The organism is Bifidobacterium miconisargentati, from assembly GCF_019331675.1.
Taxonomy (GTDB): Bacteria; Actinomycetota; Actinomycetes; order Actinomycetales; family Bifidobacteriaceae; genus Bifidobacterium; species Bifidobacterium miconisargentati.
Window position 1 is genome coordinate 16,019 of the sequence record NZ_JAHBBJ010000006.1, and the last position, 17,253, is coordinate 33,271.

Here is a 17,253-nt window from a genome sequence, read left to right on the forward strand (position 1 = left end):
ACCGACAAGGAAAGGAATCAACACAAGATGAGCAACGCAATCGAAGAGAAGAACACAAGGGCAAAGGGCATATGGAGCCTGACGTTCATAGGGCTTCTGGCCGCCTACTTCCTGGTCAATCTGTCCCTGAACATGGCCAACAACCTGTCGACCCCGTTCGCCAAGTCCATGGGCGCCACACCGGTCCTCATCGGCATGGTCGCCACCGGCTTCACGTACGGGTCCATCGTGTTCAAGCTGTTCTCCGGTCCGGCTATCGACTCCTTCAACCGCAAGGGCCTGCTGCTCGGCGCATTTATCGTGATCGGCATCGCGTTCCTCGGTGACGCGTTCGCCCCGTCCGTGCCCGTGCTCATGTGCTTCCGCATCCTGCAGGGCGTAGGCCAGGCATTCACCGCGACCACGTTCATCGCTATCGCCGCCGACAGTCTGCCGCGTGAGAGGATGTCCTCCGGCATGGGCGTCTTCGCGCTCGGCACCGCCGGCTCCACCCTGTTCGGCGCGCTCGTGGGCCTCAAGCTTCAGGAGGCCACCAGCTTCCGCTTCGCCTACCTGACCTCCTTCGTGATCCTCGCGCTCGGCTTCCTCGTGGTCTCCCTGCTCAAGGTCCGCCACTCCGACAAGACCAGGAAGTTCCGCATCTCCCTGTCCGGATTCGTCGCCAAGGAGGCCATCCCGCCCGCGCTCATGCAGTTCCTGTTCATGATGGCCTGGTCCTGCGTGTTCGGCTTCCTCGTGGTCTACGGTCAGGAACAGGGTCTGGGCAGCAACGTCGGCCTGTTCAACACCGCCTACGGACTGGCCGTGTTCGTCGCCGCACCGCTCGGCGGACGCCTCATCGACAGATTCGGCTATTACATGATGATCCCGATGCTGGTGCTCATGTCCGCGTCCTTGTGGCTCATCAGCTTCTCCTCCAACCTGGGCATGCTTCTGTTCGCCGCCGTTGTGGGCGCGTTCGGCTACGGCGCCGCGGGCCCGGTCGTGCGCTCCATGGCCATGAGCGTGGTCCCCGAAGATCGTCGAGGCGCCGCCTCGTCCACCCTGTTCGTCGCGTCCGATCTCGGCCAGCTGGCCGGCCCGGTCGTCGGCGGACTACTGGTCTCCTCGTTCGGATACGCCGTCATGTTCCGCATCGCCCCCGTCTGGGTCCTGCTCGCCGTGATCCTGCTCGTGTTCACCAACAAGTACGTCAAGGACAAGGCCGCCGCCCTCAAGGACGACGTCGAATAAGACCGGACCGGTGGCGCGTCCGCAACTCCGAAAGGACGGGGTGCGGGCGCGCCGCCGTATATCCCGCGAAACCGGGGCCGCCCCCAGTAGGCTGGTGGCCGGAGCCGCAGCCCGAAACCCACACCAAACCAACAGACGGCCGCAAGGCCAAGGAAAACGCAGGGGGACAACGATGTCCGCAGCAATCAGGAACCATTCGTTCGTCATGGTGTTCGTGGTGTATCTGATGATTAACCTCGGACTCGAGTTCGGCGAGACGCTGGTCTCCCCGCTGTCCGCGTCCTTGGGCGCCACCCCCGTCGTGATTGGCATGGTCGCCACCGGCTTCACGTACGGGTCCATGATTTTCCGCCTCGCCGCAGGATCGGCCATCGACGCGTTCGACCGGCGCAAACTCCTGTTCATCGCCGTCGCGATCCTGGCGGTCGCGTTCCTCGGCGACGCGTTCGCCACCTCCGTGCCCGTGCTCATGTGCTTCCGCATCCTGCAGGGCGTGGGCCAGGCGTTCACCGCGCCCATATGCCTGACCCTGGCCGCCGGAACCGTGACCCGCGAGAACTTCGCCGGAGGCATCGGCACCCTCTCGGTCGCCAGGGGAGTGGCCGGCATGTGCGGTCCCTACGTCGCCCTGCGCATCCAGGAGACCGCCGGCTACCAGGTCGCGTTCCTCCTGGCCATGGGCATCGAAATCGTCACCCTGATCGCCATCCTCAACCTGCGCGTGGAACACAACAGGACCGAGAAATTCCGGTTCTCCCTGTCCGGATTCCTCGCCCGCGAGGCCATCCCGCCCGCGCTCATGCAGTTCCTATTCATGATGGCCTGGTCCTGCGTGTTCGCGTTCGGGGCTGCGGACGTTTTCTTGGAGACCGAACGGAAAGATTTTCGTATGTTCAGTCTTGAGGAACGAGAGCGTGCGGTGGAGTTGTATTTCACCACGCCGATGACGACGGCCCAGGTGGTGGAGCATCTGGGTTATCCGACCAGGCAGTGTCTGGAGCGTTGGCTGGCGATGGATTCCCGGTATGCTGGCCATATGGCCAAACCCATCATCCCACTGGAGACCAGGCGAAGGGCAGTCGAGCTGGTGCTGGGCGGCATGCAGCAGAAGCAGGCCGCCAAACAGCTCGGCGTGAGCGTCGGCGCGGTGCATGGCTGGGTCAGGGCGTACCGCAAGGGCGGCATGGCCGCGTTGCAGCCCAAAAACAGGAACTCCGCGCAGGGCAATAAGCCCGCGGACTCCCGTCGCTGGCCGTCCGCAGCCGATGATGATGACGCGGAGGCTTTGCGCCGCAGGGTCGAGGAACTGGAGCTGGAGAACGCGTTGATGCGGGAGGTGGTGGAGGTCGTAAAAAAAGACCCCGGCGCCGACCTGCGGCGCCTGTCGAACAGGGAGAAGACCCTGTTGATCGACCGGTTGAGGCCGGCGTATTCGCTCAGCTCGATGACATGCTTGCTCGCCATCGCGCCCAGCAGCTACCACTACCACCACGCCCGGCTCGGCGTTGACAAGTACGCCGGACTCAGGGCAGAGGTGGCCGGGGCGTTCGCCGATTCCAAGGGCAGGTACGGGTACCGCAGGATCAAGGCGGTGCTCAAGACCGGCGTATCGGAGAAGGTGGTCCGCAGGATCATGGCGGAGGAAGGGCTCGTGGCGCACGTGCCCAAGCGACGCAGGTATAGTTCCTACGAGGGCGAGACGACGCCGGCTCCCGCCAATCTCGTCGACCGGGACTTCACGGCCGAGCGTCCGAACGAGAAGTGGCTGACGGACATCAGCGAGATCAAGGCCAGGGACGGGAAGGTGTACCTCTCGCCGATGATCGACTGCTTCGATGGCAAGATCGTCGCATACACCGCCGGCTTCAGCCCCAACGCGGAGCTGGCCAACCGGATGCTGGAGAAAGCGGCCTCGACGCTGCCAGGGAACGCGCGTCCCCTGGTGCATTCCGACCGTGGATGCCATTACCGGTGGCCCGGATGGCTCGGGCTCATGGAACGCTTCGGGCTGACGCGCTCCATGAGCGCGAAGGGCTGTTCGCCGGACAACGCGGCCGCGGAGGGATTCTTCGGCAGGATGAAGACCGAGGCGGTCTACCCCGAGAAGTGGGAGGAACACACCCGCAACGAGGTGCTCGCCTTGGTCGATGAGTACATACGCTGGTACAACCACGAGCGCATCAAACAGTCGCTTGGTTGGATGAGCCCGGTACAATACCGTCAAAGCCAAGGAATGGCTGCGTGATTATCTCCAAGAAAATGTCCGCAGCCCCTTTTTTTTTACTCAATGACTGAGCAAAAATACTTATCATCCTGATTGGAACGACGCGCATCACGAATACAGCGCTCATGACGGCGTTGTTCCATTGAATTCAAAACCGCAAGCAGATGACATCTGATGGAGAACGCGGTCGGCGTGCACTTGCTCCGATGAACCGTCAAGAGTGCTCCAGCGGTGAATCGGAGGAAAGGTCGTATCCGGCAGCTCAGAGGCCTGGATGCATTCTGCGTGAAAACATCCTGGCACCCGCGCCATGAAGGGCTGGATCATACGGGATCCCGCTCGAGAACTTCCAACTCGGCAACGTTCCGCTGCCCGTAAAGATGAACAGCCAAGCCCGACGATCCATCGGCAGCCCACGGTTCGCATGAACCATAACTCTTGACTGTCAAAGTCACCGATGAAGTGGGCCCACCCATCCGTTTACGCATCCAGGGTCACAATCGGCTATCGTTCTTATGTCGTAGAACATGCAGGATATCGATTTTGCGATATTTGCTTTCCCTGTTTTACGGCTTTCGGATTCCCTGTTTTACCATCTCCCTGTTCCTTCTTTTATGAATTGAATCCCATCGAAGACAATGACCGTACCTCGGCCTCCTCGGGTGCATGGCATCGTTGTCGACGATTCCCTCGATGAGGCAATGCGATGCCCGCAGACGACCACCGGACTCCTTGCCTATCCGACAAGCCTGCCGAGATCGCCCATGCCGATGACCTGGCCATGTTTGGTGGAGAACGACTCGTCGCCCCCGTACACCACGAAACGGCGATCCGGATCCAATCCCATGGCCGGGGCCAGATCCTCGAGGATCTCGAAGGCCTTGGGATTGTAGGTGGCGGACGATTTGACCTCGACGGCATACCATGGCTTGCCGCCTTTCTCGAGGATCACGTCGATTTCCTTCTTGTTGCTGTCGCGCCAGTAGAACAGTTTCGGCTCCCGTCCCAGCGCCTGGTATCGTTTGATGATCTCGACCACGACGGCGTTCTCGTACAGGTTGCCCCGATACTGGCTCGTCAGCATCTGGTCCCCGGATTCTATGCCCAGCAGATTCGCCGCCAGACCGGTGTCGTAGAAATACAGCTTGGATGCCTTGATGAGCCGTTTGCCGTAGTTCCTGTGATACGGATGCAGGCGGAACGCGATGAAGCTTGCCTCGAGGATGGACAGCCAGTCCCGCACGGTGTCCACGCTGATGCCGCAGTCATTGGCAAGGCTCGACAGGTTGAGCACTTCTCCCACACGTGTGGCGCACATGGTCAGGAACGTGTTGAATTCGGCCACCTTCTTGACGCCAAGCTCCTCGCGCACATCCCGGTCGATGTAGGTGCTGATGTAGTTGGGGAAGAAATCCTGCGGGTCGATGCCCATCGTCTTCAGGCGCGGATACCCGCCTGCGAACAGGAAGCCGCTCATGCTCTCTGGCGTCACGCCCGCGGCCGTCATCTCCTCGTACGAAAGCGGGAGCAGATGCAGGATCGCGACACGGCCCGCCAGAGACTGGGAGATGCTCTTGAGCAGCAGGAAGTTCTGCGATCCCGACAGGACGTACTGGCCCGGTTCGTTCCGATTGTCGATCACGCCCTGCATGTAGGAGAACAGTTCCGGCACTCGTTGGGCCTCGTCCAGAATCACCTTGGAATCGAACCGTTCCAGGAACGAGCGGGGATCATCCTGGGCCAGGGCGCGCATATCCGCATCCTCCAGGGACACATATCGGTAATCCGGAAACGCATGCTGCACCAGCGTCGACTTGCCCGATTGTCTCGGCCCGGTAACCGTCACCACCGGGAACAGCTTCGACATCGACAGCATCTTGTCGGTAAGCGCACGTGGAATCATATTCAGTCCGTCCCTATGGATAATCGTTGATTTACATAAATCATAATCCATGATTTACATAAATCAAAACCAATGATTTGCATAATCGCTACTCTTTGATTTGCATAGGTCCGGACGACAATCTCATATCAGCCACGAAAGTCGGCCGACATCACACGACTCATCCACTATCACGTTTTCGGAATCACCAATCTGACATAAGGTACATTATCGGATATATCCCATTCATGACAACACACCGAATTGCCCGGAAACCCGCTAATCGCACTAATCGGGGGAAAATCGGGACGACCGGTCCTGCCGCGATTGCAGGGATCAGGCCCCTTTGCGAATATGCCTCACGGCCTCCTTGTAGACCGCGCCATCATCCCTGACGGACACGATGATGACGACCATCGCCCCGGCCGCGCGTTCCAACCGATAGACGACCCGCAACCCGTCTCCCCTGAGCTTGACTTTCAGGTATCCGGTGAGATTGCCGTCCCGCTTATGGCCGAGCGGTTTGCCGTAACCGCCCTCCGTGAAGGGCAGCGGGTTTTCGGCGACCTTGACAAGCATCGCGCGGACATGTCTTTTCGCCGGCTCACGCAGTCGCTCCACGTCGCGGGCCGCGTCCCGGGTGAATTCTATCGCCCATGCCATTTATTCGAACTCCGGTTCGAATCCGTCATCTACCGGCCGGTAGTCCGGGCCGAACACATCGTCCATGCTCAGACGGGTTCCATCGTCGTTCCTCATCCGTTCCTCGGCCTCAAGATAGAGGGCGAATTCCTCCTCGGCCTCAGTGAATCGCCGATAGTCGTCGGGCGTGATGACCACGGCGGCGGGCTTGTTGTTGCGCATGATCACCACCGGATTGTTGTCGGAGACGCGCCCCAGGGTGCGGCTGACGCCCCCGTGGCTGAGTTCCGACACCGATACGAGGTTATCCAACGATACGGTTCCCGCCATGATTCCACCGACCTTTCGATAAAAGATGAATCATATTGTGATTATGATTATGCTCATAATTCTATCCAATATATCGAACTCCGACGGAATCCCCGACAATCAGATGAAGTGGATGAGTGACGCATGGACACCAGCTACCCGCAGTGGTATGTAACGCCGTACGTCATTCCAGCCTGTCGCCGACGAGCAGTGCGTCCGAATCATCGTCGTAGTTCAGTCCTTCTTCCAGCCATCCGATGCGGTCGTTGGCATCCGCCCGCAACCGGACGGCCGCCGTGTCACGCACCGTTTCGAGTCTGGCGCGCCCGTCCCGTACCGTGACGTCGCCGATCCGCGTGCCAGTTGCCGTACGGAGCGGCACGGTGAACGTGCGGTCCGTATCCGGCGTGAACAGGATGTACTCGATATCGCCTTTGACCGGATCGCCATCGTCGTCGGTCGTGTCGGGGAACGCGATTGGTTGAACCGGCCAGTCTTTGGTGGGTACGGCGAGCAAGTGCTCCGGACGGCCGCGAAGCCGCCACCTCAAATAGAAGAAGGCGTACAGGACGTCGGTCGCCACAATCAGGGCCAACACGACCCAACCCATATCGACCGGCGAATCGCCGTGCGTCACCCTGTTCAGCCAATCGTCAAGCGGCGCGAGAATCAGCCCACCCACACCCATGGCGATCGAGACCGCCCCCAGGGTGAACAGAATCCAATGGCCGCGACGGCGCAGCCAGACCCGGCGGGCGAGCCGTTCGTCACCCGGCATCCAATCCGTTTCCGTCTTCATGGTTGCATTCTGACGCTTCAGGGTGAACGGAGAATGGCGCGGCGGTTCGAGCTCAGGAAATCATAGGAAGAATATTGCGAATCCATTACACCAAGAGACTGGGCATGGGCCGCATTGCCTTCAGAATCACACGCGTAAGGAAGATATACTGGTCCCTCCGAAGAATCCAAGCGCACGTGCAGGGTTCATGCGACCACCGGCGGACTTCAAGCGCGCAACAATGCGGACCTGCATTACACGCTCAGAGCAGCATCGAAAAACCACACCGTCACCGACAGGTCAGAATATCCACCAGTCTGATGGCGGGGTTTCGGCCTGTCGGCATATCATTCCGGAATCCTCTCCCCCAGCCGTTGTCTGTAGTCTTCGACAAGTCGGCTGAGGCCGTCGATGACGACCTGCCGACGGTCCGCGTCGATGCCCATCGGATCGAGGCCGAGCCGCTCGCCCAGTGCTACGACACCGCGTTCCAGCTCCGCAATCGTCGCCAGCTGACTTGCAGCAATCTCCGCCTTCTTATTCCGGTCTGCGGAAACCGGGGGCCGTCCGCGGCGCATCGGGGCCGTTCCGGTCTCCCGCCTCCAGCGGGCCACGCATCGTTCGATGCGTTTGCCTCCGATGATCTCGGGACCGAGACCGGCCTCGCGGAACACCGCTGTCGGCGGGACGCCCTCGCCGTAGCGGCGCATGACCTCGTCGCGGAACCAATCCGCATACACGATGCGTCTGGAGTCCGCGCGGGCCACGGCGGGCAGGCCGTTCAGATACGCGACCTGCCCGGAATCAAACCCGCGGCTATCGGACACCGGCCCGACCGCGCATCCGGCCCATGACCAAGGCGGAGGCCAGGGCCAGGAGCGCCAGCACGCCGCCCGTGACCAGCCAGTCCAGGGCCGAGCCGCCGGTCAGCGGCAGGACGGACACCTGCTTCTGGTTGACGATCTTGTTGTCGGTGACGGCGTCCGTCATGTCGGAATCCGAGTAGATGGCCACGGTCGCATTCGGATCGTCGGTCTTGATTTCGAACGTGTACGTCTTGTCGGACTTCACATACCCTTCCGGCGCATTGGTTTCGGTCAGCGTGTACTTGCCGGCCTTCAGCCCGATGAGACGGAAGACGCCGGCCGTCGCGTCGCGGTCGCCGCCGGCCTTGCAGGCGTCCTGCTTCACGCAGTCCGTGATATCCGTCTCCGTACCGTCGGGTCCGGTCAGCTTCCACGTGCTGCCGGCCAGAGCCTTCGACGTGTAGTCGGAGCCGACCTTCGTCCACGACACCGAGGTGGGTATGTTCTCGATGGTGCCGGTCTCGACGCCGTCCCACGTCGCCTCGTACTTGTCACCGTTGGCGGTGACCGTGAACGCGTGCGTCGCATCCTTCGACAGGAAGTGGCCCTCCGGGGCCTTCGTCTCGACCAGCCTGTACGAGCCGGCGGGCAGATACCCGTCGCCGAGGCGGATGCTGAACTTACCGGACATCGGGTCCTGGTCGCCGAGCAAGGCGTCGCAGCTGCCACCCTCGCCGGTCGCGCAGTCCGTGATGTTTGTGTAGTTTTCCACGTCGTTGCCATCCGCGTCGGTGATCTTCCATTCGGATCCGGGCAGGCGGCCGCCGGTTACGGAATCGGTCTTCGACCATTCCAGGAAGCCCGTCTTCGGCGTGTTGTCCACGTTCGAATCCTTGACCTCGTCGCCTTGGGTGCCGTCATCGTTCAGCACGTACAGCACCGGCGGCTTGGGGAGGGAGCCCTGGGCGGTCTCGACGATGGTGAACATGTACTTTTTGTCGGATTTCACGTACCCGTCGGGGGGCGTGACCTCCTCGAGCGTGTATGTGCCGGGCGCGAGGTTATCCAGGCTCAGCGAGCCGATCTGCCGGTTGTTGTCGTGCATGAGGTCGTCGTTGTCCTCGATCAGCACGGTCCATATGCCGTTCGTCTCGCCCCAGCAGTAGTCGTTCTTCGTGTCGTTCGTGGCCTGGCAGTTCGAGGGGCGCATGTCCACGTCGAAGTACGGGGTCTTCTCCCCCTCGGTCCTCGACGTGTCGCGGTCCGTCAGGTCCGCGGACCTGATGCTCAGCCTCCACGTGGACTTGCCCTTCACGTGCAGTCCGGTCACGGAGTCGGTCTTGTTCCAGTCCATCGAGTACGGAGAGTCGAAGACGACCACGCCGTCCGAGCCGAACGCGCCGCCCGACAGGCGCGCGTAGTTGCCCGTCATGGTCAGCTGCGCGCCGTCGATGGCGGCCTGTGTGTCGACCCCGTCCTTCACCTCGGCCTTCAGCGCGAGGCCGGTGTCGTAGTAGTCCGCGGATCCGGCGGGCGCGGTGCCTTTGGTGAGCCTGACCACGGCGGGCTTCTGCTCGCCCTGATGCGCGTTGTCCGCGAGCACGGCGTTGATGCCCTGGGTGACGCTGTTGGCGGTGTGCAGCCACGAATCGTGGTAGCCGGAGGACTCCTTCAACGGCGTGCCGTCCCACTGCCAGGTCACGGCGGCCTCGGAGCGGTTCGTGAACCAGGTGTCCAGCAGCTCGAACTGGGTGTCGTCATGATTCTTGTACCACGGGTTCATGATCGCCAGATCCGCGCCCGCGGTCGTCGACGTCGCCCCAACGGGCAGCGGTGTGACCTTGTTGTCCGGGTTCGCGTCGTAGTCCGCATTCACCGTGTTGCCGAACAGGGCGATGTTGCCGCCCTTGGACGCGGCCGCGCTTCCGGACGGGCAGAACCACAGGCCGCCGCCGAAATGGCCCGCGATGTTCTTCCACGCGACCGCCTTGCCCACGTACGTGGTCGTGCCCTCCTCCGTGTAGATCGCGCCGCCTAGGTAGCCGGACACGTTGCCCGTGTACCTGCCGCCCGTGATGTACGCGTTCGATCCGTTGTTCAGGAACACGGCGCCGCCCGCGCCGCCCCTGAGGATGCCGTCATTCTCCAGATTGCGATTCTTCGGGTCGGCGACGACGGCCCAGTTGTTCGTGAAGGTCGGCCTGGACGATCCGTCGCGCCCGTTGCGGATGGTCAGCGTCCCCTGCACCCAGATGGCGCCGCCGCCCGAATTGAAGTGGGCCGCGGTCGCGCCGTTGTGGTCGAACACGACGTTCCCGCCGATCGTCACCGAACCGCCCTTCGAGAACAGGGCACCGCCGCCGCCCACGTAGTTCTTGCACGAAGAGTAGTCGTCGTCGGACGTGCAGCCGGTCGGGGCCGCCACGTTGTCCCTGAACTCGCCGCCAGTAATCGTGGTCGACCCCTGCGATTGGTAGATCACGCCGCCGCCGGTGCCTATTTTCGTGTCCCCGGATTCGTCGGACGCCGTGTTGCCCTGGAACAGTCCGCCGTCGATGGTCAGGGTCCCGTCGTTCTGGACGACGCCGCCCTTGCCCACGCGCAGGCCCGTGAACGTGCCGCCGTGGATGGCCACCGTGCCGTACGAGTGCATAATCGGACCATGATCGGCCTTGTCATCCGGATGCGTGAACGTCAGCGCGTTCCCGCCCTGGCCGTTGGGCGTGTCCGCGGCGCCGATGGTCAGGGAGCCCACGGCGTTCCCGTCCCGCCAGAGCATCGAGGCCGTGCCCGCCCACGTGACCGTGCGCGCCGCGCCGTCGGACACGATCGTCACCGGGCAGTTCGCGCTGATGTGTTTGCCGGCCCCGCCCACGTCGCCGTCCGTCACCGTGATGTTCTCCGCGATCGTCACGGTGCGCGCCGCGTCCGCCGCCGTGCAGGTCAGCGCCGACACGAACCCCGCCGCGTCCTTCACCGTGTAGGCGTCCTCGGCGTTCGCCGCGACGGTCAGGCCGCCGGCCAGCATCGCCGCGCACGCCACGGCCGCCGCACCGGCGCGCATCCGACGCGCCACGTCCACGTTCCGCATCATTCTTTCCACTCCACCTTCAGGTACGGGCATGCGCCCCAAGCCCCATGACAGGGGTCGGGGCGCATGCCTCAATCACTCAATCGACCGGATGTCGGCCATCGGTTCAGTGCAGCGCGCGCTTGACGGAACGGGAACGCACGAACGTGACGCCCGCGCCCGCCGCGAGCAGCACGGCCACGGCCGCGAACATGGCGATGCCGGCGGCGCCCGTGTTCGGCAGCTGGCTCTGGCTGGTCACGTTCTTCACCTTCAGGCCGGAGGTGATCGTTTTGTCGCCGTTGTCGTTGAACACGAGGCCGTCGTACTTGCCGGTACCGGTCGCGGTGTAGGTCAGGGCGCCGTTCTCGCCGGTGAAGGCGATGGTCACGTCGAACGTGGGCTTGACGTCCTGCAGGTAGCCGTTCGGCACGGTCTTCTCCTCGACCGTGTACGTGCCCGCCGCCAGTCCGGAGAACTTCACCGTGCCGTCCGCGCCGGACGTGATTTCGGTCGCGTCGTTGATGTTGTCGGCGGTGAACGACCACTTGCCGTCCGTGCCCTGGACGCCGTACTTGCCGTCCTGCTTGATGACGAACCCGGCGCCCGCGAGGCCGGTCGTGCCGTCCGCCTGGACCTTCTGGAACTCGAAGTCGCCCTTCTGGGTGAACTGGTTCTTGATGTTCACGTTGCCGTCCGCGTTCGCGATCGGCGTGCAGTCCGCGCCGGTCGAGTTGAGCGGGGTGCCCACGAGCATGGTCGGGCTGGCCGAATACGTCTTCGTGCCGAACGTCGCGTCGCCGCTCATGTCGTAGACCAGGTACATGCCCGCGTAGTCGTAGTTGTCATCCGTCGGGAAGGTCAGGGTGACCTTGCCGGAGCCGTCCTGGTTCTCGGTCAGCGTCGCGGACGGCTGGTTGGCCGGATCGGCGATCTTCGCGTCCGCCTTGGCGAGATAGCCCTTGATGAGGAAGTCGTTCTTGTCTTGGCTGGCACCGCCGAGGACGCCGAACTGGGTTCGGTCGATACCGTCCACGAACGCGCGGAAGCCGGTGCCGGAATCGCCGTTCAGGAGATGGTCGGCGGCCCATTGCATCGGATCGCCGTCGGTCGCTTCGTCGTATACGAGGCCGTTGGGATCCTCCAGGCCCTGCAGGCCGGCCCTGGCGATGTTGCCGGCGGTGACACCCTTGGCCGCGCCGCTGGTCGACGCTTCTCCGAGCACGGGGGTCGCCCTGACGTTGTCCGGGGTCTCCAGACCGGTGAAGTTGCCGCTCGCGTCCGTCTTGTAGTGCGCGATCCTGATCACCTTGAAGTCGCGCACGTCGGTGTCGCTCTTCTTCAGCTGGTTGACGTTCTTCGCGTTGATCGTGATCGTCGCCGCGCCGACCGTGGCCGTGCACGTCGCCTTCGGCGCATCCTGCGCGCCGTTCGCGGGATCACCCTCAGCGTACGCGGTGGCGCCGAACGCCAGTCCGGACAGCATCGTGGCGGCGGCGACCAGCAGACCCGTCGCCCTCAAACCCATCTTCATGTTCCAGTGAATCCTTCCCGATTCCGTCTGTTACCGCTCACATTCGCGGCTCGGGAAACCCGTGTCTCTGAAAACAACCGGAAACGCGAACCCCCGTTGGGCGTCTTCCATAACGCCCTCCATAAGCCACTAATACCCCCCACCAAAGCGTTTTCGTCAAACGGAACTCGCCGCCCAATCGGCTTTCGCACGGGTTTTCGCACAATGCAAAGGATTGCATTTTTCGAATCGGCAAATCCTCTACGACTGATGCGAACACTACGATTCCGATTGGCAGAGAGCGTCAAGGAACATGGCGGCATTCGGACGGCGTTCCATTGCCACGTCCCCACACGGGACATAACGGCACTGCGGCCAATCCTCGACACCACAACAGACGCAAGCATCACAGCCGACCGGGCAACGCCGCGAATCTCGTACCGACGCATACGAGGAAGGCCCGTGCAACGATTCCTCCGAACCGTTGCACGGGCCTTCTGTGTTATTTGCTATATGGACCGCGGATCAGCCTCAGTCGAGGCGGCGGCGCGTGGCGTAGACCGCGATTCCGGCGATCATGAGTCCGATCGCGACGGCCGCGACCACGGCGATGTCCGCGCCGGTCTGAGCGATTGGCTTGGACGGGGTCGTGGTGTCGGTCGACGTACCGGGCTTGCCGGGCTGCTCGGGCTTGTTGTCGCCCGGCTGGTCCGGTTTGTTCGGCTGGTCGGGCTTGTCCGGTTGGTCGGGCTTGTCCGGCTTCACCGTGTTGGTGAACGTGACGCCGTCCGCACCATCGACCGTCACGGTCGGCACGAGCCGGTCGCCGTCGAGCGTGACCGTGACGCGTACCGTGACCACGGTCTTGTCGTAGGACACCGTCGCATCCGAACCGGCCACCTCGCTCACGTCGTAGACGAACGTGCGCTCATTCGCGCCACCCAGGTCGGCCTTCACGTAGTGAATCGGACCGAACGAGAACGAACCGTCCGCATTGTTCGACACGGTCGTGCCGGCCGGCAGCGGTGCGCCGTCACGCGCCGTGATCCTGAACGTGAACTCCCCCGCCTTCAGGTCGCGGCCATCCAGGCGCTTGACGCCGGGGATGGACACGGACGTCTCGGGCGTGGACTCGTTCGGGGTGTACGAGTTGGCGAACACTATGGTGTCGCCCTCGATGCTACGGGTCGCGGTCAGCGTGCCGTCCGCGTTAAGCTTCACGGTCACGTGCACGCGGAACGTGTTCGCGTCGTACGTGACGCCCGTCTGTCCGTCGTTGACTTCGGAGACCGTGTAGTCGAACGTCTTCGACTGCGCGCCCTTGAGGTCGGACTTCGTGTAGCGAATCGGACCGAACGAGAACGAACCGTCCGCATTGTTCGAGACCTTCAGCCCGTCGCCGGGGACACCGGTCTCGTCGGCCTTGAGCAGGAACGTGAACCGTCCGGCGGTCAGGTCCGCGCCGGTCAGGGTCTTGGTGCCGGGGATGGTCACGGTCGTGTCGTGGCTCTCGCCGCCGCCTCCCGGCGTGGTCGAGTTGTCGAACGTGATCGGACCGCCCTCGATGACCGGCGTCGCGGTCAGCGTGCCGTTCGCGTTAAGCTTCACGGTCACGTGCACGCGGTACGTGCTTGCGTCGTATGTGACGTTCGCCTGATGGTCATTGACCTCGGAGACCGTGTAGTTGAACGTCTTCTCCTTGGCTCCGTCGAGATCGGCGGTCACGTAGCGGATCGGGCCGAAGGTGAACGTGCCATCCGCATTGTTGGTCGTGGTCGTACCGTCGCCGGGTGCGCCCGCCTTCTCGGCCTGGAGCTTGAACGAGAACCGTCCCGCGGTCAGGTCCGCGCCGGTCAGGCGCTTCGAGCCGGTGATGGACGCGGTCGTCTCATGACCATTGTCGCCGGGCGTGGTCGAGTTGGTGAACGCAATCGCCTTGTTGTCGTCCACGGTCGGGACGGCGGTCATCCCGTCCGCGCCCTTCGACACGGTGACGGTCACGCCGAACGTGGTCGTGTCGTAGGTGACGCCGGGCTGGCTATCGTTGTCCTCGGAGACCGTGTAGTGGAACGACTTGGACGACTGGCCGCCCAAGTCGGACTCCCTGTAGGTAATCGGGCCCAGGGTGAAGGAGCCGTTCTTGTCGTTCTTCGCGGTCAGGTCGTCGCCGGGTGCGCCCTGCTCGTCGGCCTTGAGGTGGAACGTGAAGTCGCCGCCCTTGAGCGTGCCGCCGTTCAGGGTCTTCGAGCCCGTAATCGACGCGGTCGTTGACGTTTCGCCGCCGCCCGGGGTGGTCGAGTTGGTGAACGCGATGGTCTTGCCCTCGTCCACGGTCGGGGTGGCGGTCATGGTGTCGCCGGCCAGCTTCACCGTGACAGTCACGCCGAAGGTGGTCGAATCATAGGTGACGCCCGCCTGGTGGTCGTTGACCTCGGAGACCGTGTAGTGGAACGTCTTCTCCGCCGCATTGCCCAGATCGGACTTCTTGTATTCGATCGGGCCGAGAGTGAAGTCGCCGTTCTGGTCGTTGGTCGCGATGATTTCCTGACCCTGAGTTCCCTGATCTGGCGTGAGCTTGAACGTGAAGTCGTTGCCTTTCAGAGTACCGTTCTCAAAAGTCTTTGTACCCTTGACAGACACTGATGCTGATGCATCACCGCCACCTGGCGTGGTCGTGTTGTTGAAGGAGATACTGTTCCTCGTCTCGTTGCCGACGATGTACGACGGGGTCACGGCCAACGTGCCATTGGGGTTCTTGGCGACGGTCATGGTCACTTCGTACACCGTGGAATCGTTGGTGATACCGGGCGTGGATCCGGTCTCCTTGACCATGTACTTATAGGATCCCTCCGCCGTGTAGGTGATGGGACCGAACGAGAACGTTCCATTAGAATCGTTCTCCACGGTCGTCTGGTCGGGAAGCGGAGACGCGGTATCGCCCGCGGCCCTGCTGATTTCGAAGCTAAACTTCTTGTCACCGGGCTGCTTGTTGTCCAGCGTCTTCACACCAGCGATGGACGCCTGTACGGATGGCTTGTAATCGTTGTTGAAAGCGATGCCGGTCTTTGCCGAATCGCCGACACTGTACGACGGGGTGGCGGTCAATTTGCCATCTGCATCCTTCGCGACCTTGACCTTGACCAGATACTTCGTCGTGTCGTAAGTGACTCCGGTCTGTCCGTCGTTCACCTCACTGACCTCGTACTCATAGTCAGCGGGCGCATCATTCTTACCTAGGTCGGACTTGGTGTAGCGGATCGGACCGAATGCGAACGAACCGTCCGCATTGTTCGATACCTGTGTGGTCTTCGGCATCGGAGCACCTGTGGTCTTCGCGGTGATCTGGAACTTGAACTGTCCGTCCTTGAGATTGGCACCCGTCAGCCTCTTGGAACCAGTGATAGTCGTCTCCGCCGCGCCGGTGTCCTCATTCGTGAACTTGATGCCGTCCGGCTGAATGGTCTGGCCGGTCGAATCGTATACCTGAGACACGGCACTCAACGTGCCGTCGGCAGCATTCTCAGTGACTGTGACTTTCACTTTGTATACGGTGTTATCGTATTTGATGCCGGTTGTGTTGGTATCACCGGCCTTTTCATTGACGGTGTACCAATAGGTGCCAGCCTGTTCATATTCAATAGGTCCGAATGAGAAGGTGCCTTGCGCATCGTTTTTTACGGTCGCCGGGTACGGCAATGGAGAGCTATTATCATCACGGCTGATGGTGAACGAGAAGTCGTCGCCCTTCAACGTACTATTCTTAATAATCTTGGTTCCCGAGATCGTTATCTTGGCGGCTGGTTTGTTCTTCACTGTGACCGTGCTCGTCACCGTGTCGAAGCCACCATAAAGATCACCATTATTCACATACGGCACATGCCAGTTTCCTTCTTCATCATAGGAGATATAAAGATAGACATCGCCTCTGTATCCATTGGGATTATGGACCTCCGTAAGAAGGTAATCATCCCCTATAAACAGCTCTCCAGGCAACTTCGGTATAGTAACGTTACCGTTGGCATCAGTGGTGAACACGTACCGCTTCGAATAATAGTCGTCGCTTGCACTCCAAGAATGGGTAGATTCATTCCAGCTCATGTAATATACCGGCTTACCGAGCTCAAGGCGCAACTCGAACTGCGCGCCGGGAAGCGGATTGCCGTTCATATCCACTTTATGAAGAGTCAGTCCCTGTCCCGCATTATCTGAGTCATCACCATCTGAACTTGATCTAGGTGAAATCACCGCATTCTGGCTGATGTTATTGATGAGATGACCGTTGATTTTAGTGAAGGCAAGAATCGGAAGTGCAGGGGCTGAACTCGAGGAAAACAGAGGCCCGAAGCATTCTTGGAATACCCCTGAAGCTCCTTCAACGCCGCAGTCTGGAGGATCATATAAACCCTGCGACTTGGTGAAATAGATCAGATACATGCCTTCTTCAGGCAAAGTCAAGGTCGCGGATTTCTGCGAGCCGATATCCGAGGCTACACTGACAGGAAACCTGAAGTATGCATCATTAGAACCCTTTGACCGGCCATACAACAATGTGTCGATCAGCTCGTTAAAGTCCAGCGACGTTTGCCCCTGCTGCACACGCCACAGTTTCGCCGCATACGAATTGCCCTCCGCGGCTGACAAGCCCGTATCCTCTGCGAACGAGGACCAAAAAACATAACCCGTATTAGACGAATACGAATTGCCTAAATCGAACTGGTCTATGACGCCGTCGCCATCTGTGTCCTGCGCATTGGAATACTCACCCAACCGGATGGCGTAAACATTGTCCGCGCCTA

10 protein-coding genes are annotated in these 17,253 nt (G+C 61.6%); 2 read left to right on the top strand and 8 right to left on the bottom strand.

Annotated elements, in window-relative coordinates; genetic code table 11:
• The first annotated feature begins 27 nt into the window (after positions 1-27).
• Both KIH81_RS04895 and KIH81_RS04900 read left to right on the top strand, forming a co-directional pair.
• Positions 28-1,233, top strand: a complete 1,206-nt coding sequence (locus tag KIH81_RS04895; RefSeq protein ID WP_214304333.1) for an MFS transporter — start codon at positions 28-30, stop codon at positions 1,231-1,233.
• 172 nt (positions 1,234-1,405) lie between these two features.
• Positions 1,406-3,478 (top strand): IS3 family transposase, encoded by a 2,073-nt coding sequence (locus KIH81_RS04900; protein ID WP_214304334.1) that lies wholly within the window; start codon positions 1,406-1,408, stop codon positions 3,476-3,478.
• A gap of 715 nt (positions 3,479-4,193) precedes the next feature.
• Here the strand turns inward: KIH81_RS04900 and KIH81_RS04905 are convergent.
• From KIH81_RS04905 to KIH81_RS04940, 8 genes are all read right to left on the bottom strand, one after another.
• Positions 4,194-5,360: an ATP-binding protein gene (locus tag KIH81_RS04905; protein WP_236029293.1), complete on the bottom strand. Its 1,167-nt coding sequence runs from the start codon at positions 5,358-5,360 to the stop codon at positions 4,194-4,196.
• A 315-nt stretch (positions 5,361-5,675) separates the two neighbouring features.
• Complete coding sequence (locus KIH81_RS04910; RefSeq protein WP_214304335.1) at positions 5,676-6,002, bottom strand: type II toxin-antitoxin system RelE family toxin; 327 nt, start codon at positions 6,000-6,002, stop codon at positions 5,676-5,678.
• Positions 6,003-6,311 carry a type II toxin-antitoxin system Phd/YefM family antitoxin gene (locus tag KIH81_RS04915; protein WP_214304336.1) on the bottom strand — a complete coding sequence of 103 codons (309 nt, stop codon included), beginning with the start codon at positions 6,309-6,311 and terminating at the stop codon, positions 6,003-6,005.
• Positions 6,312-6,474: 163 nt separating this feature from the next.
• On the bottom strand, positions 6,475-7,089 hold the full coding sequence (locus tag KIH81_RS04920) for a hypothetical protein (RefSeq protein ID WP_214304337.1): 615 nt from the start codon (positions 7,087-7,089) through the stop codon (positions 6,475-6,477).
• Positions 7,090-7,415: 326 nt separating this feature from the next.
• Positions 7,416-7,895 (bottom strand): hypothetical protein, encoded by a 480-nt coding sequence (locus tag KIH81_RS04925; protein WP_214304338.1) that lies wholly within the window; start codon positions 7,893-7,895, stop codon positions 7,416-7,418.
• Positions 7,885-10,968, bottom strand: coding sequence for a SpaA isopeptide-forming pilin-related protein (locus KIH81_RS04930; protein WP_214304339.1), 3,084 nt, complete (start codon positions 10,966-10,968; stop codon positions 7,885-7,887). The genes KIH81_RS04925 and KIH81_RS04930 overlap by 11 nt, the downstream gene beginning before the upstream one ends.
• 103 nt (positions 10,969-11,071) lie before the next feature.
• Positions 11,072-12,478, bottom strand: coding sequence for a prealbumin-like fold domain-containing protein (locus tag KIH81_RS04935; protein WP_214304340.1), 1,407 nt, complete (start codon positions 12,476-12,478; stop codon positions 11,072-11,074).
• Between the two features lie 510 nt (positions 12,479-12,988).
• A complete protein-coding gene (locus tag KIH81_RS04940; protein WP_420829128.1) occupies positions 12,989-16,891 on the bottom strand; it encodes a Spy0128 family protein in 3,903 nt (1,300 codons plus the stop codon).
• Between the last annotated feature and the right edge of the window lie 362 nt (positions 16,892-17,253).